Genomic DNA, 20,499 nt, shown 5'->3' on the forward strand with positions numbered 1-20,499 from the left:
TTTGTTAATTGGGGTTCATTAGGTTAGGTATGTTATTTTTAATATAACCAACCGGAACAGTATTTTTACATTCAAAACCTTTATTTTTCAAAAATTTACTTTAAAGCTTTGAAATTAAATAGTTAAAAAAGCAGCTACTGTGACAAATCGCATGTTTTCGCTACGTAAATCCCTTTATGCTAGTAACAAGGGTATGGTTGCCCGGTCATCCAAGCCGAGCGGTCAAAGGATGCCCAAATCCATACATAAAGGCGGAATGAAGATGATAGATTACCGAACATTGGTGACACAGCAATCCATGCATTTGTATAGCGTGTTTGGCAAGTCATTCAAAAGTGTAAATGAACATGCGGTTGCTGGCATCAAAACGGTGGGCTTTAACCCAACGGCCTTCGCCGTGATGGAAGTTTTATATCACAAGGGCGCGCAGCCGATCCAGCAAATTGGAGCAAAGCTGCTACTGCAAAGCGGAAATGTCACCTATGTTATTGACAAGCTGGAGAGCCGCGGTTATTTGCACCGTCACCCGTGCGACCAAGATCGTCGGATTATATATGCAGAATTGACGGACGAAGGACAACGTGTCATGGACGAAATTTATCCTGATTATACACGTCAGATTGAACGTGCCTTTAGCGGAATCAGTGAAACCGAAAGAGATCAACTCATCGGCTTGCTCAAAAAATTGGGCCGTAGCGCTGATAACCTGTCACCTTATCATAAATAGAATGAATAGTAGTTTAGCAAATGATAGTTTGTGAATAAACGAACAATCTTATAGCTGTGCTAAACGAAAATTAGATTTACACCAGAAAAGTCCACCCTTATATTCATGGGTGGACTTTTTATATACCTGAATGGAGCGAAATATGCCCAAGCTTACGAGCATCATAAGTACCTGCTAACGACTAAAATGTTTGACCACTACATTGTTAAACATAGCCGGGCCGCCATCGGTAAAAAGAGTAATTCCCTGATCCTCTAATCGCGGGAATATTAAACTGGAATACGCTACTTCTCCGTCATCTACAAAGACTTCAATGCTGGTTTTATCGACGAGAATTTTCAGGTGGACGTTTTTCTTAGTGGCATCAAAAGGCGCCCTGCTCTCTATATATTTTCCACTCTGATCCGGCTGCCCGGTGTTGGCTCTATTTACGTAAGAGTATTGCCCATCCACCGAAACACCGACATCCACATGACGCTTGCCGTCCGCTGACTCTCGAAGCCTGAATCCCGCATTTTTGATCATTGACCAAGATACATCCGCCTCTAACTGATAGGCATCGCCTGCTACCGGAAGCGGGTGAGCACCCTCTACCTTGATCTGTCCAAATGATTCCGTTGAGGTTTGGAATTGCTCCAAAGCTTTTACCGGCTGTGAAACCAAGCGATATCCGGCATCTGCTGTATGCTTCAGCCGAATTTGACGAACAATCGAATCCATTCCATTAAAGCCTTCCTTCAGGGTAGGCGTGTTATTGGCATAATCCCAATTGTTCATCCAGGCCAGAGCATAACGGTGACTGTATTTATCTTTGTCTTTCCCATCCTCGAACGTAACTGCACCATACCAGTCAAAGCCATAATCCAGCCACTCAGGCTCACTGCGATCAGGGAGAAATGCTTCTCCATTAAAATCTCCCGTCCAGTAGGCATACGTGTTGGGTCCACCTGTCGATTTGCTATTTGCGCTCACGCCCAGAATCCATTGATAGCTTCCATCATCCGCCCGCATCTGGTAAAGGTCAGGACATTCCACAAGCCCGATATTTTCCGTTTGAAAGCCGCTCGTATAACGCCAATCCTTTAAATTATCAGACTCGTAAAAGCCAATCTTCGTTCCTTCCGCCATGACCATCATCCATTGATTACGTTGAATATCTCGGATGATTTTGGGATCTCTGAAGTCCTTTGTACCGGGGTTGGACATCACAGGCTTGTTGCGGTAAGAAGTAAACGTCTTGCCTTTGTCCGTACTGTACCACAAAAATTGTTCCTGCTTTCCTCCATCTGCGGAGGGCTGTGTCACAATGGCTACCAGCGTGCCTTTTCCAAAACCTGCGGTGTTATTATCGTCGATCACGACTGAACCGGACCAAGGATCTCCATTCGGGTTCGTATATTTGGGAATCGCCACCCCTTCATCTTTCCAATGAACCAGGTCGGTTGATGTGGCATGTCGCCATTCTGTACCGTTCTTTTTGGGATAGTCACGATTATATAAATAGTAATAATGATATTTTCCATCGAAATAAATGGGACGTTGAGGATCATTCTTCCACTTATCCGGAACGGTAAAATGATAGGAAGCCCGGTAGGTTGGCCTCTTCTGTGTTTCTAGACTTTCACTTTTAGCCGGGTGATAAAGACTCCAGCCGATCGCTATTAATATACTCAGGCCCACGATAACCACGATGGATCGTATCCAAATGCTCTTAGAAGCTATGTTTTTCATCATGACGATCCTCCCCACTCTCTTTGTCTGGATAGTCTGACGAGCATGCGGGAATGGTCGGTTCCCATCCTCTCATTGCACGATATGTATCGTCCGGTATGGGACGGCTCGGTAAATCAAGGTAACCCTTAATTCACCAAGTTACTCAGAGACGTATGTATCTCAGTCTCAGTCCCCGATATCGTCCCACCGGAATACTTACTTATTTCTTTCCATAGTCATATGGTGGTACTTCCTTATCGTCCGTTGGATCAATTGTGATTTGCCCTTGTTCCAGAATTCTGTTCTTCACAACAGAAGTTTTGGTGCCTTTAATGTTCAGCAGGAAACTTGGCGCAAAAGTGGATTTGTGATCCGGGAACAGTCCACGGTTTGTCATATAGCTGGTTACCACAACGTTATTTCCTTTGCCTTGCGGAATAGCAAAATGGGCATACGTCCAGGTAATATCATCACGATCCAGATTTTGGTGAAGAACGAGACCGGTTCCATTCAGGGGCTTATAAGGCCCTGTCAAAGAAGTCGATACGTAACCCAGCATGTAAATATCGTCGTCTCCAACGGCATCAACGGTAACTTTAGAACCTCTGGTGCTTGTAAACATATACCACAAACCGTTCATTTTGAAAACATTAGCACGCTCAATCTCATCTGTTACCAGATTGGATGCAATTAGCGGGTCCATAACTTTTTTCAACGTATAGTCATTATTTAATTCCACGATTCCCAGAGCACCGTTCGCCACTTCGGCCCCATTTTTTTTAGGACTTTGCAGCAGATTTTGTAGCTCTTTGGTGAAAAATTCGTTATTTCCGCCATAATACGCAGATTTATTAAGGGAATCCTCTCCTTGGTAGCCCGTCTCTGTACCTGTGTTCGCTTCAAATATGATGTATTTCTTCCCTTGATCCTCAATATAATGAGGGTCTCTGAATGTGTGGTTATCCAGGTTTACTCCCACGCTTTGCAGGACATTCTGGTAAATCTTCCCGTCTCCACCATCGTAAATGGATTTGAGATCCTCTACACCGTCCACTTTCAAGCTTTCATCATCAGGTTGAGAGAGATTAATTTGGGCGGTAGCCAAAGTTTGCTTGCCGTATAGTTTGTTTTCCGGCTCATAAGGCTGTCTGCTGGTATAGAATAAACGCACTTCTCCATCCGATGTTAAAGTAGCAGAACCGGACCATTCCTCCGCCTGATTTTTCAGAATCGCATCATTGGCTAGGATTTTATCGTTATCCTTAAATACTCTTCCGGCATTTTTCCAGCCTTCCAACGAGGTGTTGCCTGCTTTTTGATAGAACAGATAAATAAACGTATCCTCTGCTCTTTTAGGATCGCCTGCCAATCCAAACACAATATTGTACCCCTTGTAATTAGCTATCGTGCCATCGGCATTTTGTAACGGCCAAGTATCCCACACATCAAAATCAATGAGCTTGCCCGACCCGTCGCGGCCTTTTGCCGAAGGAATATTTTTGATGGAAGATGCATCAAAGGATGGAACTTCGAATTTTTCCTTGCCCTGCTGTTTGAAAATGTTCAGCATATCATGACGCGTGATTTGAGTAAATCTGCTGTCATCCTCGAGATCACCACTGTCTTTTTCCTTCGCAAAAGCTTGAAAGCCGCCCCCTAACAGCAAGGTAGTTGCTACTGTTACGGTAGCTGCTTTTCTGAACAAGTTGTTAAACTTCAAGTACTCCATCTCCCTTATTCTAATTATGCTTTCTAGATTAGAAACCCAACTTTTTGGTTGGTAGGGCCATTTTATATTGTATGTCAAACGATTGATATAGACTAGATATCCCCTTTTATTCAAGGCTAAAAGAAGGAGATACGTCGAACTCTATCCTCATATTTTCCTATTTATTTTCTGAAAATACCATTTCTTTCATTTCATTTACATTTAAATAAGTTCGTTCCTTGCTTTTTTTGCATATTCAATTTTGCTAGGTAGGTCGCTTTATTTTCCTTCAAAATCATTCAGAAACATTCATCAAAAAATCCATTTGCAAACGAATTCAGAAAAATGGTACTTTAGGGCCCCTTTAATTTTCGAGAAAAATATTAGATACATATGTAATAAGACTATTCTACCATTAATTTACTTATGTAATTATTCACATACAGTATTTCTGACATAAAAAATACACCTTTGATGCTCATTAGCCCAACTATATAAACTGAACTTAAAAGTTACCTATGGTGCCACTACGCAGTCGGATGTTGCTTCCCATCGCCACCCCCCTCGGATTTCTCGAAAAAAGCCTGTGATTAGGGGAGAAATCCAAAAAATAGCGGTAGCTCTGGACGCTATTTCCCTGTCCCAAGCTACCGCTATTTTCCTATATATTCTGTATTTTCATACCGCTATACAAGCAATAAACATTCTGTTGGCAAGCGCCACATGTAACAAGGAAACGATCTACGATTCCTTTATTCCTATGCAGTTCCTCCCTGTGCCGCCTTTGCAGGCTTGCTTGCTTCTTCCTCCGTACCCGGTGGACGGTTCCGCAACCCGAGGACGACAAACCAACTAATGACTGCAATAACGACCATGATGATGAACAGGGAATGCAGACTGTTTTCCAGCACGGAACGGAGCAAGCCCGCGGTCTTGTCACTCAAACTTTGTGAGGCATGAGGTGCAAGCAAACCGTTAATATCCTCCTGCGTAACCCCCTGCTGTGTAAGCTGTCCATCTGCTGTCTGGGCAGCAATGCGATAATTCAGCCATGAACCGAAGGCTGCCACACCAATGGTTTGCCCCAATGTTCGCAGGAACGTATTCAATGCTGTAGATGCACCACGCAACTGGAACCCGACCGAAGACTGGGCAATAATGGTAAACACGGTCATAGAGAAACCAAAGCCCAATCCATACAATAATGTGGATAGGAACAGCAGCCAGATTGGCGCCGTTTCGCCCATTAGGGTCATCACGAAAGCACCCAGTACAATCAGGGTCAGTCCGACTAATGAGGTTCGACGCGAACCCAAAGTCAGCAAAATGCGTCCCCCGATCATGGAGCCGAACAGCCATCCTACTGACATCGGAGCCAGCGCCAGACCGGATGAAGCGGCATCTCCACCGTGTACGCCCTGAATCCAAAGCGGCAGGTAGCTGGTCAGCCCGATCAGCAGAGAACTGACCAGCAGGGCTGCGGCACAGGAAAAAGCGATATCCCGTATCCGAAACAGCTTTAGGGGCACCATCGGTTCCTGAGCGCGTTTTTCGATAACCAAAAACAGAATCAGGAATAAAATAGCAACGGCTGCCAAGGCCAGCAGTTCAGGAGAAGCCCAACCGATATATTGTCCGCCCAGTGCCAATACGAGCAAAAGGGCCGTCATTCCAATGGTAAAGGTAACAGCTCCCGGCACGTCGATGCGCGCAGTACGCTTGGCTACCTGCTCCCGCAGGTAACGAGCGATGAAGAACATTGCAAGCAGTCCAAAAGGGACGTTAAAACCGAAAACCCATTCCCAGCCAAAATAAGTGACCACGTAACCGCCCAGCAAAGGCCCGATCAGGGAAGAAATCCCCCATACCGAGCTGATCATTCCCTGAACTTTTCCGCGTTCCTCCATTTTGTATATATCTCCGATAATGGTAAAGGTAACGGGAATCACGCCGCCCGCTCCAATCCCTTGAATAGCCCGGTACAAAATAAGCTGCTCCATACTACCAGCCAGCATACAAAGCAAAGAACCGAGTATAAACAATGAACAGCCGATCAGAAAAATCGGTTTGCGACCAAATAAATCGCTAAGCTTGCCGAAAATAGGTGTAGTTACAGCCATCGTCAGCAAATAGGCCGTAAAAATCCAGCTGAGCAAATTCACGCTGCCCAGTTCACTAACAATAGTCGGTCCGGCAGGACCGATGACGGTTCCCTCAATCGCGGCCAGAAAGGTGGCCAACAGAACACCGGTCAGCACGAGCCCGCGCTTTATGGGTTTATCTTTTCCCAAGCAAATCACAAATCCTTTCCTTGTGTAAACTGGCTGCACCTGTGCAATTCGACTGCACAGGATTGGTATTACCCGCACTGCATAATCGTAAACAGGCGGCCTATATAGGCCGCCTGTTTTATACGATGTATATATATTATTGTCTACATATACTTAAATTTTGTCAACTGTAATCGTATGATAAATCCCCGGCACTTTCCGCTTCCTTAATCTGCCCCTTTTCCATGTACAGCATATGGCTGGAAAAGCTTTCAGCGAACTGCATATCGTGGGTGATGATCAAAAAGGCTGCTCCCTGGTCCGCTTGTTCAGCGCACATGCGAAGCAGGATGTTCGCTCCTTCATAATCCGTTCCGCCAGTAGGCTCATCCAGAATGTAAAGCTTTTTGGGCAGAATGAACTGCGCGGCTACGCTTAAGAGCCTTTTTTCACCGCCACTCAGCAGGTACGGAGAGGCATTCAGCCTGTGATCCAGTCGGGCGGCTGTCAGCAACCGCTGCGCCCGTTCCTCATACGCAGCAGGAATCGCCTCCCCAGCCCGTAATCCAAGCTTGACGCGGACGCTGTACAAGCATTCGTCCCATACCGTTGTAGCCGCAAACTGATGCTCCGGCTGCTGGAACACGTAGCCGATCCCGGCGGCCAGTTGATGGATCGGCAGCTTCGCCATATCCTGACCCTCCCACCACATGCACCCCTTAGGTGCAGGCAGGAGGCCCATCAGCAGCTTGCCGAGCGTTGTTTTGCCGGAGCCGTTCTCGCCCAGCAGGACGGCTCGTTCGCCGGGGGCAAGGGCAAGGCTCACGCCTGCCAGTGCTGCCCAGCCACTGCTGGGATAGGTGAAGGTCAGCCCCTTCACCTCCAACAACGGCAGACCGGGCTTCGCCCCCGGCCCTTGGGGCACGCCTCCCCTCCCTGCGGGAGAGGGCAGCAGCCCCAAGGCGGCAAGCTGCGCGCCATGCTCGCGCAGCAGCTTGTCGGGCGGGCCTTGCAACTGCACAGCCCCGCCCTCCAGCACGATGACGCGCTGCGCTGCACGCGCGGCATCGTCCATGCGGCCGGACACGGTGACCACCGTCCGGCCTGCGGCATGGAGCCGCCGGCATAGCAGGGCGAAGTCGCTTTGGGCCGGCGGGTCCAGTTGCGCCGCTGCGTCGTCGAACACGACGAGCGGCGCTTCCAGCGCCAGCACCGCAGCGATAGCGGTGCGTTGGCGCTGGCCTCCCGAGAGGCGGCGCACGAAGGAGCCGCGCTCGGAGGCAAGGCCGACGGCCTCCAGCGCAGCCGTCAGGCGCTGCGCTATTTCCGCCGGAGGCACGCGCAGGTTCTCCGGCCCGAAGGCAATCTCGTCTTCGACGATTCCCTGCACCAGCTGGGCATCCGGGTCCTGAAGCACGACGCCGACGGTGGAGGCGACAGTCGCCAGGTCAGCCGTGTCCGGGTCCATCCCGTACACGGTCAGCTCCCCAACCCGTTCTCCTTCACCGGAACGGGACAATCCGCCGTGGAGAAGCTGGCACAGCGTAGATTTTCCACTTCCGCTGGCCCCGACAATCGCAACATGCTCACCTACCGCAATATCCAGCGTCAAGCCATGTAACGCGTGTTCCTCCTGATCATCATATCGATAGCCAAAATCCTTCATGGACACAGCTATTTTACATCCAGAACCATTATCGCTATGTTCATTCATAACCGAAATACCCTCTATCCCTGTTCTTGAAGAATACAATCTCGCCATGGCAAGTGCTATGTACGTGAAGCGCGCCCCAGCTCAAAACGTTTTAACAGTCCTGTCCGATTCAATGCATCGCCCAACAACTTAGTAAGCAGACCGCACAATACGATACCGCTCAGGATGCGCACGACCAGTGCAATCGTCAGCACCTTCCAACCCCAATGCATATATCCGAACATATTGGCTGCCACGATAAACCATAACGGCACCATAGCCCCGCCTGCCAGCATCAGCGAAACGGCATTCCAGCGTCGATAGCGCAGTACAGCAAATACCAGTTCAGCGACAATCATATAGCAGACCGCAGCCGCGATGATAGATGCGATTCCGTAGACTGAACCCATAAAGGACTGCACCACTGCGCCAAATGAATAGGCAATTACCGCCGTTCCCGGCTTACGAATAATATAATAGGCCAGCAAACCATATATCATGTACAGCCCGACAATGGAGGAAGTCGCGATAGGCCCTCCCAGACTGTTTAATGTTTTGTTAATCATCGACAAATAAACCGTCATGACTCCATTCAGCGTTGCCAGCATCGCCATCAATACGATATCCAGCGTCGTAAACTTTGCAAAAATACGAGATTCCTTCATATGTAATTCCCTATCTCCTCTCCAAATATAAACGAGCACATTCTAAATGTATTCATACAAGCTCTTATTGTCAACCTAAATTTATTTATACGGTTGACAATAAGATCGAAAAAAGAGGCTGCTCCCTATAAGCTCCACCATAAAACAGCAGTACCTAATACAGCAACCACAGCACATACATAACCGGAGCGCCCCTTCTCCAGCGAACGGAGATAGGTACGATCAGCATAAGCACCAAAGCCTTTGCCCTCCATCGCCAGCGCCGTCTGCTGAACTCGCCTCACGGCATTCACCAGCATAGCACCGACATACCCGCCCCACCATAATAGCCGGTTCCGCAGCCCTCGCGGCGGTTCCTGTCCACGCACACGCCGTGCCGCCATTATAGTACGTCCTTCCTCTTCCAATAAGGGGAGAAACGTCAGCGCCACAGAAATACCGAACGCAAACCGATAAGGAACACGCAAACGCAGATTTAAAGCCTGTACAAAATCTCTGGGATCGGTTGTCGACAAATAAATATACGAGGCCAAAAACAGCACAAAAATGCGAAGCGTCAACGCCCCTGCGATATCCAGTCCTTCCGCTGTAATCCAAATCGGCCCCCAGGCTGCCACGATATGTCCTTCCCGAATCGCCAGAATAGATAATATAAAATACGGAATACCCAGACCAATCAGAAATGACATGGCCCGAAGCTGACGTGCCAACGTTAAGCCTGCCCCAAACCAAGCCGCAACGATCAATACAACCAGCAGTGCCGCTTCATGCAGTGTTGAATCCCATGCCATCGACAGCAGGCTAAAGCATCCCACCAGAATCAGTTTACTTAATGGCCCCAGCCTGTGCAGCGGGGACGCCCCTCCGTTATACTGAAACAGCATTTCGCTTTGCCTCCAGTCTGAGCCATTCTTCATGTAGCAAGGAGTACATCAGCATATCCTTAAAGCCTGTAGACGTATGCTGCACTTGCCGTAACAGCCCTTCCTGCGTCCAGCCCATAGAGGACAATAGAGCTTGCGATCCCGTATTTCGCGGGTCCACTAGCGCTTCCATCCGATTCAGCCGAATCGTGTCATACCCGAAAGACAACACCAGCCGCAGCGCCTCCGACATATAGCCCTTTCTCCAATAGGGCGTAGCCAGCTCGTAGCCGATTTCGGCTTTATAGGCTCCCTCGGTCTGCCAATAATTAAAGCCACAGCTGCCGATCAGCTTCCCGTCCTCCTTCAGCTCTATGCCCCAGCGCAACGCATCCTCGGTCCTCGCCAGCTCATTCAACAACTCGATCATATCCTCCGCATCCTCACGTCCGGACATCCCCGTCAGGTTCATATAACGGTGAACCTCCGGATCAGACCAGCAGGCAAACATCGTAGCCGCATCCCCGGTTTCCATCTTTCGGAGCCGAAGACGCGGGCTTTCCAGCGGTGGTATATGCCCCTTACATGCATATGCGCACATGTTCAATCATCCTTCCAGCATCAAAGTGACAATAAATATACGCTACATTTAAGCATACCCCTTCAACAAACGCAAACACCCCCCTGCTCCACAAATGCGCCGATCCGGCATCCATGAGAAAAGGAGGGTATGTTTTGAGCCGCTCATTTCCAAGTAGTTAGGCAGACATGAATGTTGACTATACTCTGCATTCCAATGCCACTTTAGGAGGAGGCGCGGGAAGCGGCACGGGCCTGTTTCTTCACAACATCCTTGTACAATACGCCCAGCATCGACTGAATTTCCTTCAATTCCTCGATCCCTGCACCGGTAATGCTGAACAAATCTTCATGCGGGGTCAGGAAGTTTTCCTGCGTCAGGTTCTCCAGCTCCTGCTTGACCTCACGTTCTCCTACGCGGTACCCGCGTTGTTCGAGTACAGGTTGAATATCTCTCACCGTCAAATCGTTTTGATGTGCATAGGAAAGCATCTGTATACGGATAAACAAATTTTGAACATCTGCATGCATGGTTGTAGCTCCTTCCCGGCTTAAGGCCAACATCGTTATATTGTTTTTACCCATAGGAAACAAGCCGGAAACAAATGAGTGGCAACCCTTTTGAATTGTAGAAACCAAGCAGCGAAGGCGATCCACTTTTCATAAAATGTACGACTGCCGTCAGAATCAGACTGGTCACCACCGCTGAGCTGATTGCACTATGTACCTTTTTCATACCTGACGACTCCTGTTCTTCTCCTGAAATTACGCTGTACAAAGATTAGAGTACGGAGGTCGCTGAAAAGGTTACAGATGTATTTTCCTCTTGACTGAATATATACAATCGTTATATCTTAAATTAATTAACCAATGGTAAAAGTAGCTTGCAGAATTACCTTTTTCTGCCCACATATACAACAGATAATGGTAAAAAATTCACTGATAGGAGCGTGGACTACATGTTTCAGGCTATCCCTTACGAAGGCACACGTCACGAACAATTTGAATCGGTTCTCGGGCAACTCCGGGCACTCATTCATGATGAACCCAATACTATTGCAAACCTGGCGAACGCTTCTGCGTTGCTTGGTCATTTTCTACCGGATATTAACTGGAGCGGCTTCTATCTCTATGATGGAACCGAGCTTGTACTCGGTCCATTTCAGGGCCAGCCCGCGTGTATACGAATTCCGCTGGGACGCGGTGTATGCGGTACAGCTGCAGTGGAGCGACGGACCCTTGTCGTAGAAGATGTCCATGCGTTCCCGGGCCATATCGTCTGTGACGCGGCTTCCAACAGCGAAATCGTCATCCCCCTCATCAAGAACGGGGAACTGCTGGGAGTGCTGGACATTGACAGCCCGCTAAAAGCCCGCTTTGATCACGAAGATCGTGTATTCCTAGAGGAATTTACGGCTATTCTGGTAGCCAGTTTGTAATCAAAATCCGCGTATAATCATCGTCTTCCTTCGCCACAATATATAAGGGTCTGGAACCCGAAACCATCCGGTGAAGGAGATTAATGACAATGTACAACAACACCATGGCTCCACAACAGCAGCTTCGTCAATGTGAACAAATTATGCAGCAACTGGTTCAACAAACACAGCAAGGGACAACGATGTATCAACAGTTGCTGCAACAGGAGCAACAAAATGCATCCAGTCTTGAAAACCTGGTGCAACGTGAACGTAATGCAGCTCAAACGATCCAAACCGCAATCCAGCACCACCAACAAGCTATGCAGCAATACCAACAAGTCATTCAATTGTGTAGTCAGTTGGAAAACACTATCCGCTCCAGCAGCCAAATGACTCAGCCCGGATTTGGCGATAATTACGCCTCCCGCAGTATGCAACCATCCTCCTATGGTACGGGAAGCCACATGAGCCAAAGCTTTCCGCAACACATGGGTACGGCTGGGCAGCATTATGCAAGCAGTGGTAGCATGCAGCAGTACGGAAACAACAGTCAGCAAGGCATGAGAGCGACACATAGCAGCATGTAAAGCTGCTTTACACACAAAAAGGGTGAACAGCAGGCCATCGGATTGGGTTGTTGTTCATCCTTTTTTCATACCTCTTACAGCCTTTTTCACCAGCTAGTGTTATTTTAATTCCCGCTTTGCCAGCACCTTCATCCCGTCTCGCAAATACTCAGCCAATCCGGGGCGATAGCCTTCATACATTTTACTGAAATCCTCATGCTCCACGTACAAGTCTGCCAGCCCACTATAAATCTCGGCAGTAGGTGTATAGAATCGGCTTACCCATTGGAGATGGCGGCGGATCAAAGCCTGTACTTCTTCACTGCTATGCTTCAATCCCTTATTCATAGCTTCTGCCAACTGCCGATGAATTTGATCCGCCTCTGCCTGAGAATCCAAATAATCCTCTTTGGACCAATTCTTCGTTGCTGTTTTGCTCTCCTGAATCTTCTCTTCGGCCTCATGACCATAACGTTCCGTCAGATCACGTTCATACATTTCCTGCTTTTCCGGGTCAAACCCTTGGTACAATTGCTCCGGTTTCATCGTCTGTTCTCCTTTCACATGAGCCACCGTTTCGTCGATGGTCTGTAGGAGAGTATGCAAGCGGAAGACTTTGTTCTGCACCTTGCTTCTATGCTCCAACAAAACCTCGGCCGTTTTTTCCTTCGTCTGCTCCAGCAAGTCGCCAATGTCGGATAATGGTAATTCCAGCTCTCTGTATAACATAATCTGCTGTAGTCTCAACAGTTGCTCCTGTTCGTAATAGCGATACCCGTTATCCCCGACATGATGGGGTTTTAGCAATCCGATTTCATCATAATAATGTAAAGTTCGTACGCTGATTCCCGACAGACCGGATACTTCCTTCACCGTGTAAGCCATTCCGCTTCACCTCCCTTGTTACACAGTCTACAGCCTCACGTGGCGTGAGAGTCAACCCAGCATTATTGTCCTAGTATTACCTTTTACCCGTTAAGCTTGTGGTGAACCGTCCCTGTGACTAGGATAAAATCAATTCCTTTATTTAAAGATCGTGAGCAGGCGACTCATATATTCACGCATATTTACAATTAAATCCGAGTCGCCATCATGAAGACACCAGTTGTACATGACCCCACGAGCTGCAATAAATAAGTAGTCTGTTATCTCTTCGGATGTCATGCTTTGATCCAACTCTCCCACGGCTTGCCCTCTCTCTATAATCTGTTGAAGTATATTTTGCATACCACGACCCTTAGTAATGAAAAGCTTGTTATTACTTGTATATAACTGTTTGACCGTCTCTAAACCAACATTCTGATTATATTCCGCATAAACCTCAAAATATTGAATAAGATCCTGCATAATACTTTCTGATGGTAGTTCATTCTTAAATTTCAATTCAAAGTAGCCATCCGCCTGGGCATACATCTCCACCAAAATATCACTTTTAGTCTTGAAATGATTATAAAATGACCCTACTGACACGCCGGCCTTCCGACAGATATCCTCAATTTTAATTTTTTCCAGGCTCTTTTCATGCATTAGCTCTAATGTACTGTTATATATATTTTTTTTAGTCTGCAGACTTTGCAGCTTGCGTCCATTCAATTGTTTTTTTGACACTCACTTACTCTCCCTCTCTATTGTAAGTATTTCTTTTTCTCAGGTGCCTTGTTCATATTACTTAATTATAATAGGAAATGCTATTTTGTTTAATTGTGAAAACAATCACATAATAATACCTACTCCTATTCTATACTGAACCCATTCGGTGAATGTATTCAGTTAAACGAATGATCCATACTTAGGAGGTATTCTTATGAAAGAAGAACATCAAATTTTATACGAGCCTATGAAAATTGGAAAACTGGAAATTAAAAACCGCTTTGTAATGGCTCCCATGGGTCCTGGTGGGCTTTGTGATGCCGATGGTACTTTTAATGAACGTGGCGTCGAATATTATGTTGAACGGGCAAAAGGTGGGACAGGTCTACTCATTACAGGTGTAACGATGGTTGAAAATGAAATTGAGAAATGTGCCCTGCCGTCCATGCCCTGTCCTACTCTAAATCCCTTGAATTTTGTTAAAACGGGTAAAATGATGACGGAGCGGATTCATGCATACGGCGCAAAAATATTTCTACAATTATCCGCAGGATTTGGCCGGGTAAGTATCCCTTCAATTGTTGGTAAAACGGCTGTCGCCCCTTCTCCCATTCCTCATCGCTGGCTTCCCGATGTCACTTGTCGTGAGCTGACCATTGACGAAATCCACACCTATATCAGAAAATTTGCGGAATCCGCAGCTATTGCCAAAAAGGCAGGCTTTGACGGTATTGAAATCCATGCGGTTCATGAAGGCTATTTATTGGATCAATTTGCGATTTCTTTCTTTAACCATCGGAAAGACGAATACGGAGGAAGTCTGAGAAACCGCTTAAGATTTGCCATAGAGATCGTTCAAGCCATCAAAGCCGAATGTGGTCAGGATTTCCCGGTATCTCTTCGATACAGCATCAAAAGCTTTATTAAAGATTGGCGTCAGGGCGGATTGCCAGGCGAAGAGTTTAAGGAGCAGGGACGGGATATTGAAGAGGGGATTGAAGCTGCCAAAATATTAGAGGAAGCCGGGTATGATGCTTTCAATGGCGATGTCGGTTCTTACGACTCTTGGTATTGGGCACATCCACCCATGTATCAGGAAAAAGGACTTTATCTTCCTTACAACAAAATTTTAAAAACCATTCTAAAGGTACCTGTGATTACTGCTGGCAGATTGGATAATCCAGATTTGGCCAGCAAGGCTATACGTGAAGGAAAAACCGATATGATTGCACTTGGTCGACCATTGTTAGCTGATGCTGATATCCCCAATAAAATCAAGGCTGGGAAAATAGAAAAGATTCGTCCTTGCCTCTCCTGCCAGGAGGGCTGTATGGGTCGATTGGCATCTTTTGCAACGATTTCATGTGCCGTTAATCCGGCTTGCGGCAGAGAAAAAGACTACGCACTTGGAAAAGCAGACCAGTCCAAAAAAGTTTTGGTGATCGGTGGAGGGCCGGCAGGATGTGAAGCTGCCCGTGTAGCTGCTATACGGGGACATCACGTTACCTTATTTGATAAAAATAACCGATTGGGAGGTAATCTAATCCCGGGCGGAATTCCAGACTTCAAGGAAGACGATCATTTACTTGCGACCTGGTACGAAGGGGAATTAAAGGATTTAAAAGTTGACGTCCGATTGAACACCGAGGTTAACCGGACTACCGTAAAGGAATATGCAGCAGATGCCGTTATTTTTGCTACCGGCTCCTCTCCAAAAACCTTCTCCATCGGTACATCTACCAAGGTGTATTCCGCAGAAGAGGTTCTGCTTGGTAAAAAAGATCCCGGTGCTTCCACTGTGATTGTCGGGGGCGGGCTTGTGGGATGCGAAACTGCACTCTGGCTTGCTGATCAAGGTAAAAAAGTAACCTTGGTAGAGATGCAAGAAGATATTTTAACCGTAGGCGGACCCCTGTGCCATGCAAATGAAGATATGCTGCGTGACCTTGTTGCATTTAAGGATATCCATCTCCTGACCAACACCAAAATTGTCGATGCCAACGATCAAGAATTTGTTCTTAAAAACAAAAATGGTGAAGAAACGATTCTAAAGGCCGATTCAGCGATTCTAGCTGTAGGATATACTCCTCAACAATCGCTTTATGAAGACATCCAAAATGACGTTTCCGAAGCCTACTTAATCGGTGATGCCAAGCAAGTACAAAATATTATGTACGCTGTCTGGGATGCGTATGAGGTTACCAGAAATATATAGTGCCCTGCTCCCTCCGAAGAGCCGTTTGCTTTTTAAGCAAACGGCTTTGGCTTTTTTACCTTTGCATCAAATACTTGGTTAAGAGAAGTTTTTTCCCATAACCACATGATCATAATAGGCAATCTTCTGAATGATTTTCTCCAAATTGTGTTGTGTTTGGGCCATATGTTCTTCTACCTTTTTCTTATGAGCTACGAGAAGATCTCTTCTTTCATGTACGGTGGCTTCGCCTTTTGCATTAAGCTCAAGGTATGCCTTAATCTCTTCAATCGTCATCCCCGTATCTTTCATAGCCATAACAAACCTTAACCAGTCAATTTGTTTTTCCGTATATACTCTTCTTCCACCCTCATCCCGCCCCACTTCAGGTAATATCCCCTCTTTTTCATAATAACGAAGTGTAGATGCAGGCAGTCCGCTCTTGATTTGAACTTCTCTGATGGAGTACATTCTCATTCTCCTCCTCGTTATTGTTGTACTTCTTTAAGTCAGCTTTAACTATAAGTATAAGTTTTCATAGAAAAGAGTGCAAAGTAATGAGAAATATACTAAAAAAGAGCGAGTGACCCACGAAGGTTTCTCGCCCCAGAGTCAATTACTTTAAGCCGGTGGCTTTTTGACTCGCCTATAAAATGTTCGATTGTATTGATTAATCAACTCATCCAGAATCATAGATTGATTGAGCACAAGTGCATGTTCTAATCCGTATTTCGCTTGCAGATCGCAGAGCTTTTGTCTTGCCTTCTCTAATCTTAGTTTCAAAAGTTCTTGTTTTTCCATCCTTCCCCCTCCTTATTTAACCTCATTTTGGAATATTATGACTATATTTGATGAAAGTTTAATTCAGAAATTTTGTTTATTCATAACGAAAAAGACCAGCTCAGAGAGCTAGCCTTTTCCGTCAAGACTAGAGAAGACGTATAGCCAATTTAATTAATCAGATCAAGTGAAGAAAAAATTAAAGCTCAATAACCCACTACACCCAATTCATATACTGATAAACCATCTTTAAACTCCCTAGTAATTATAATTCTGTTTACCGCGCTTGTATCATGTTGATTACAGCTCACTTCTTGACGAAGCTAATTTACCGTATGCCTGACCTGACATTTTAGTGTTACTAGTGTTAAAAGTAGCATAAAACTCACCTGTAGACCAAGCCGAACTGCTTATCCAACTAAAAGTATCTCCAGGAGCTATTTTCACATCAGTTCCGCTCATAACCGAACCACTAGCTGATCCTTTGTGTACAGCGAATTTTATTGCTTCACTCCCTGTATTTCTTACCCACAATTTAACATAACCCAATCCTGCGGGAATAGAGAAATACGATACTGTTTGTTGACCAGACAATGTTGTATCGAACGCAGGCTGTGTAGATTGAGGAGTGATGACGTGATCATCTGCTTTTGGCGTATTCACATCACTCGATCCATTTGCAGGTTGAACTATTGCTCCTGGGTCTGCTGTAACTGATTTAACATCAGTAGTAGCTGAAGCAGAAACAGTTAATGGTAATGCGACAGCTAAAGACAAAATGGCAAGAACAGAAATTTTTTTATTGTTTTTCATGATAATAGCCTGCCTTCTCTTTATTTATAAAACCTTCGCCACCACAACCAGATTGCTTGAGCCATCGCTCAGAAGATCAAACAACTTCATTACGTCACATTATCAATCGGAAGATTCTTCATAATCACAGATTAAGGATATAGGATTTATTTATTCCTAGTTACAACAAAAAAATTAACACTTAACCCAAATTGGCTAAACTTTTCCTTCTCTAAATCAATCATCGTGTGTTATGACTATAATTGGGTGAACTTTATTTAGTCAGTTCTATTAAAAAAGACCTGCTCAGAAAAGCCTATCTCAGAACCTAAATCTAGTTAAAGAGTATGTCGCTATAGTAAGATAAACTAAAAATATAGAACAAGTAGAACGAGAACGAAGTAGACGGAATGATGCTGTACAAGCGCTAGCGTTCGCCTTCGCACCCAGATTTCAACCTTTTTACCATAAATCAGGACATGAGCAACGAGAAGCATTTTAATAATAAAATAATTTTTCTTTCTGCCCTTCTCTCACCAGACTTTCGAAGTCTAAATAGGTCTGATCATCTGCAAAATCTTGAAAACTCTCAAATAATCTTACACACCTGATAAAAAAGGCTTCGTGATTTATCGTAAATGATCTAGACAAAACGTCCAGTAAGTATTTAAAACCATGTTCGTACGTACCTCTATTTAAATAATATTTAGCCAGTTCATATTTAAAACGCGTTGATTGTTCTGGTATCACTTGATGAGTATACATGTCCGCAGATGGTTGATGTTGGGTAATAGAATCAATCTCTGTTTCAAATCGTTGAAGTACATCATCTACATCTATTTGATAGCGGTTAGCCGCCATCATAATATTCAAAAGCTCTGTAACCAATTCTTTTTTGGATTTATCCGGAGGAGCACAAATATACTCCACATAATCAGAGAGCACACTTACATCTCCAGATAAAAGCTTGTTTACATAGATATTAACTTGTGCCCAATGCTGAAATAATTCCATCCAATGCCGCGTATCTTCATCAGTCTCTTTAACCCAGCTTAGATCAGCATACGCGTAAGTATGTTGTAATGCCTGCCTATAATCTCCCTGTGCTTCACAAACACTTGCACATAACAAATCAGCGTAAGCGATGTATACAAACATGGGTCGGCTCGCTTTTTTGTGAAGGTCCCTTTTCTTTCGCTTATGCTGACGATGGTCTAGGGAGTATTGGATTTTGGCTTTATCCCGCATTTTTTGAACTGTCTTATCAACCTTCGCCCACTGACGCAAGGAACGATATACATTCGCCAGGTCTTTCAGCGCATCAAGCTGGTCTATTTCATCAAGCCGCTCTACGAAGGGATGAAAATGGCATGCTGCCTCGAAATTTTGATTTTGGTCATCTCCGATGTTAATCGTAAACAAACGATACTGGCAAAGGGCCAGTCGTTCCGAATATTGCTTTCTCTCGCTGATCGCCACGCTCTCGTAAAGAATGGCTGCCGCCGCATGTTTGCCGTCTTTGAAGAAGTCTTCCGCCACATTAAACAGCAACACGGAATACACCAGATTATCCATTAACAAATCGGCCATTTGCTGGATACAGTCCAGCTTGTCCAACTCAGCGCAATTATACAAAAAAGGCCTGATCCTCCGCCAGTTAGGCGTGATATCCGTTAAATATTCCTGCATATATTGCTTGTAATAATGCCCTCTGGGATGCCCCATAACTGCCGTAATCCGATCCAGTTGATCGACGGAAAACGTACGATTTCCATTTACCAAGGTACTCACCGTACCTGCATTTAGTCCTGCTGTTCGTCCAAGTCGGGTAATGTTCAGTCCGTTTGTCTTCATGTATGTATCAAGCTCTGCTCGAATCGTGGTTGTATGGTTCACAATAAACAACCCCTTTAACGTTCATAGGATAAAGTTATGATGCTGCTCTGTGGCAACAAATCCGATTACAATCTGGTATTAGACGCAAGCTGTACTAGAATCATTGTTTTTTCTACAAAATAGTATACCATTTTATAGAATTTTTTTGTATACTTTTCAACAGTTTACTTAATATATGCGATTGCTCCTCTAAGCCTATTTTTTTTTCTCCTCTTTATTTAGTATTATAAGGATATAAAAAAAGGAGGTTATCATTTGAAAAGTACAGGTATGACACGTCCCTTAGATTCGTTAGGTCGTATCGTCATTCCCAAAGAGATGCGTATTTCAATGGATTACAATATGGGTGATCCAGTTGAGATTTTTGCTGATGAGGAAACGGGTATTCTCGCCTTACGAAAATATACCGGGGTGACGTGTAAAATGTGTGGTTCTACGGAGCAATTGACTTATTTTAGAGACAGCTTTATTTGTGGGGAATGTATTCATAATTTGAAGAATGGTACAAATTCCACCCCTATCACAAGGCCGTCCAAATCGGCTTTCTCCAACGGAGAAAGGCCAATGAAGCATTCCAAACGTCTGCGCCGTTCGACGCAACAAATGATCGAAAGCCTAAAAGAATTGATGCAGAAGCAACCCAATGCAGCACAGCACGAATATGCAAAGATACTTGAGGTTTCCCAAGCCCGTATATCCCAGCTCAAAAAATTGCTATAACTACAGCTTGCTACCCTACATAGGTATACATCACAAATTCCATGTACAATTACGTTTGAACCATGATACGCAGCATCATAGCTAACCAACAAAATCCATGGACCAACATGACGAGAATTTCATACTAGGCATAAAGAACCACCGGACGATGCCAGGCGAATAACCTGTATCCGGTGGTTTTTTATATCTAGTGTTTTTCAAGCTAATAAGAACGTATTCCTCCCTCGGCCGTCTATTTCATCTTTTGATGCTAGACTAAAAAGTGGACATCGAGAATCGAGAATGCGAGAATAAAATCAAATTCATTCGAGGTGCGTCCCTA

The 20,499-nt window shown here is 45.3% G+C and carries 19 protein-coding genes and 1 pseudogene; 5 read left to right on the forward strand and 15 right to left on the reverse strand.

Going from position 1 to position 20,499, the window contains the following annotated elements:
• The first annotated feature begins 262 nt into the window (after window positions 1–262).
• Window positions 263–727, forward strand: coding sequence for a MarR family winged helix-turn-helix transcriptional regulator (locus E0698_RS19780; protein ID WP_014279758.1), 465 nt, complete (start codon window positions 263–265; stop codon window positions 725–727).
• 174 nt (window positions 728–901) lie between these two features.
• On the opposite strand, the gene E0698_RS19785 is transcribed toward E0698_RS19780, so the two are convergent.
• From E0698_RS19785 to E0698_RS19825, 9 genes and pseudogenes are all read right to left on the reverse strand, one after another.
• The gene (locus E0698_RS19785) at window positions 902–2,458 is read right to left on the reverse strand and encodes a glycoside hydrolase family 32 protein (protein WP_134914473.1); all 1,557 of its coding nucleotides are present in this window, start codon (window positions 2,456–2,458) and stop codon (window positions 902–904) included.
• 202 nt (window positions 2,459–2,660) lie between these two features.
• Entirely contained in the window at window positions 2,661–4,160 is a 1,500-nt protein-coding gene (locus tag E0698_RS19790; RefSeq protein ID WP_238354076.1) for a glycoside hydrolase family 68 protein, read from the reverse strand.
• 746 nt (window positions 4,161–4,906) lie between these two features.
• Window positions 4,907–6,421 (reverse strand): DHA2 family efflux MFS transporter permease subunit, encoded by a 1,515-nt coding sequence (locus tag E0698_RS19795; RefSeq protein WP_192512679.1) that lies wholly within the window; start codon window positions 6,419–6,421, stop codon window positions 4,907–4,909.
• A gap of 171 nt (window positions 6,422–6,592) precedes the next feature.
• Window positions 6,593–8,132, reverse strand: a pseudogene (locus E0698_RS19800) (ABC transporter ATP-binding protein).
• 56 nt (window positions 8,133–8,188) lie between these two features.
• Window positions 8,189–8,776, reverse strand: a complete 588-nt coding sequence (locus E0698_RS19805) for an ECF transporter S component (protein ID WP_134911237.1) — start codon at window positions 8,774–8,776, stop codon at window positions 8,189–8,191.
• 125 nt (window positions 8,777–8,901) lie between these two features.
• A complete protein-coding gene (locus tag E0698_RS19810; protein ID WP_149095715.1) occupies window positions 8,902–9,660 on the reverse strand; it encodes an energy-coupling factor transporter transmembrane component T family protein in 759 nt (252 codons plus the stop codon).
• A complete protein-coding gene (locus tag E0698_RS19815) occupies window positions 9,644–10,240 on the reverse strand; it encodes a GNAT family N-acetyltransferase (RefSeq protein ID WP_134911239.1) in 597 nt (198 codons plus the stop codon). The genes E0698_RS19810 and E0698_RS19815 overlap by 17 nt, the downstream gene beginning before the upstream one ends.
• 203 nt (window positions 10,241–10,443) lie before the next feature.
• Entirely contained in the window at window positions 10,444–10,749 is a 306-nt protein-coding gene (locus tag E0698_RS19820; RefSeq protein ID WP_192512667.1) for a hypothetical protein, read from the reverse strand.
• Window positions 10,750–10,795: 46 nt separating this feature from the next.
• Window positions 10,796–10,954: a hypothetical protein gene (locus E0698_RS19825; RefSeq protein ID WP_187644921.1), complete on the reverse strand. Its 159-nt coding sequence runs from the start codon at window positions 10,952–10,954 to the stop codon at window positions 10,796–10,798.
• Between the two features lie 223 nt (window positions 10,955–11,177).
• On the opposite strand from E0698_RS19825, the gene E0698_RS19830 reads away from it, so the two are divergent.
• Together E0698_RS19830 and E0698_RS19835 are read left to right on the forward strand one after the other, a co-directional pair.
• Window positions 11,178–11,657, forward strand: a complete 480-nt coding sequence (locus E0698_RS19830; RefSeq protein ID WP_025686578.1) for a GAF domain-containing protein — start codon at window positions 11,178–11,180, stop codon at window positions 11,655–11,657.
• Between the two features lie 89 nt (window positions 11,658–11,746).
• Entirely contained in the window at window positions 11,747–12,226 is a 480-nt protein-coding gene (locus tag E0698_RS19835; protein ID WP_192512668.1) for a hypothetical protein, read from the forward strand.
• A 99-nt stretch (window positions 12,227–12,325) separates the two neighbouring features.
• On the opposite strand, the gene E0698_RS19840 is transcribed toward E0698_RS19835, so the two are convergent.
• Complete coding sequence (locus E0698_RS19840) at window positions 12,326–13,090, reverse strand: MerR family transcriptional regulator (protein ID WP_192512669.1); 765 nt, start codon at window positions 13,088–13,090, stop codon at window positions 12,326–12,328.
• Between the two features lie 138 nt (window positions 13,091–13,228).
• A complete protein-coding gene (locus E0698_RS19845; RefSeq protein WP_192512670.1) occupies window positions 13,229–13,813 on the reverse strand; it encodes a TetR family transcriptional regulator in 585 nt (194 codons plus the stop codon).
• Between the two features lie 196 nt (window positions 13,814–14,009).
• Here E0698_RS19845 and E0698_RS19850 point away from each other — a divergent pair, with 196 nt between their 5' ends.
• A complete protein-coding gene (locus E0698_RS19850; RefSeq protein ID WP_134911245.1) occupies window positions 14,010–16,010 on the forward strand; it encodes an oxidoreductase in 2,001 nt (666 codons plus the stop codon).
• A 78-nt stretch (window positions 16,011–16,088) separates the two neighbouring features.
• Here the strand turns inward: E0698_RS19850 and E0698_RS19855 are convergent, their stop codons facing one another.
• The 4 genes from E0698_RS19855 to E0698_RS19870 all read right to left on the reverse strand — a co-directional run bounded on the left by E0698_RS19855 (window position 16,089) and on the right by E0698_RS19870 (window position 19,457).
• Window positions 16,089–16,460, reverse strand: coding sequence for a MerR family transcriptional regulator (locus tag E0698_RS19855; RefSeq protein WP_134911246.1), 372 nt, complete (start codon window positions 16,458–16,460; stop codon window positions 16,089–16,091).
• 150 nt (window positions 16,461–16,610) lie between these two features.
• On the reverse strand, window positions 16,611–16,790 hold the full coding sequence (locus E0698_RS19860) for an aspartyl-phosphate phosphatase Spo0E family protein (RefSeq protein WP_134911247.1): 180 nt from the start codon (window positions 16,788–16,790) through the stop codon (window positions 16,611–16,613).
• A 279-nt stretch (window positions 16,791–17,069) separates the two neighbouring features.
• Window positions 17,070–17,582, reverse strand: a complete 513-nt coding sequence (locus tag E0698_RS19865; RefSeq protein ID WP_192512671.1) for a hypothetical protein — start codon at window positions 17,580–17,582, stop codon at window positions 17,070–17,072.
• Window positions 17,583–18,059: 477 nt separating this feature from the next.
• Window positions 18,060–19,457 carry a helix-turn-helix domain-containing protein gene (locus E0698_RS19870; protein ID WP_192512680.1) on the reverse strand — a complete coding sequence of 466 codons (1,398 nt, stop codon included), beginning with the start codon at window positions 19,455–19,457 and terminating at the stop codon, window positions 18,060–18,062.
• A gap of 255 nt (window positions 19,458–19,712) precedes the next feature.
• Here E0698_RS19870 and E0698_RS19875 point away from each other — a divergent pair, with 255 nt between their 5' ends.
• The gene (locus E0698_RS19875; RefSeq protein WP_192512672.1) at window positions 19,713–20,177 is read left to right on the forward strand and encodes an AbrB/MazE/SpoVT family DNA-binding domain-containing protein; all 465 of its coding nucleotides are present in this window, start codon (window positions 19,713–19,715) and stop codon (window positions 20,175–20,177) included.
• The last annotated feature ends 322 nt before the right edge of the window (window positions 20,178–20,499 follow it).

Source organism: Paenibacillus sp. 23TSA30-6 (genome assembly GCF_014858585.1).
Lineage (GTDB): Bacteria > Bacillota > Bacilli > Paenibacillales > Paenibacillaceae > Paenibacillus.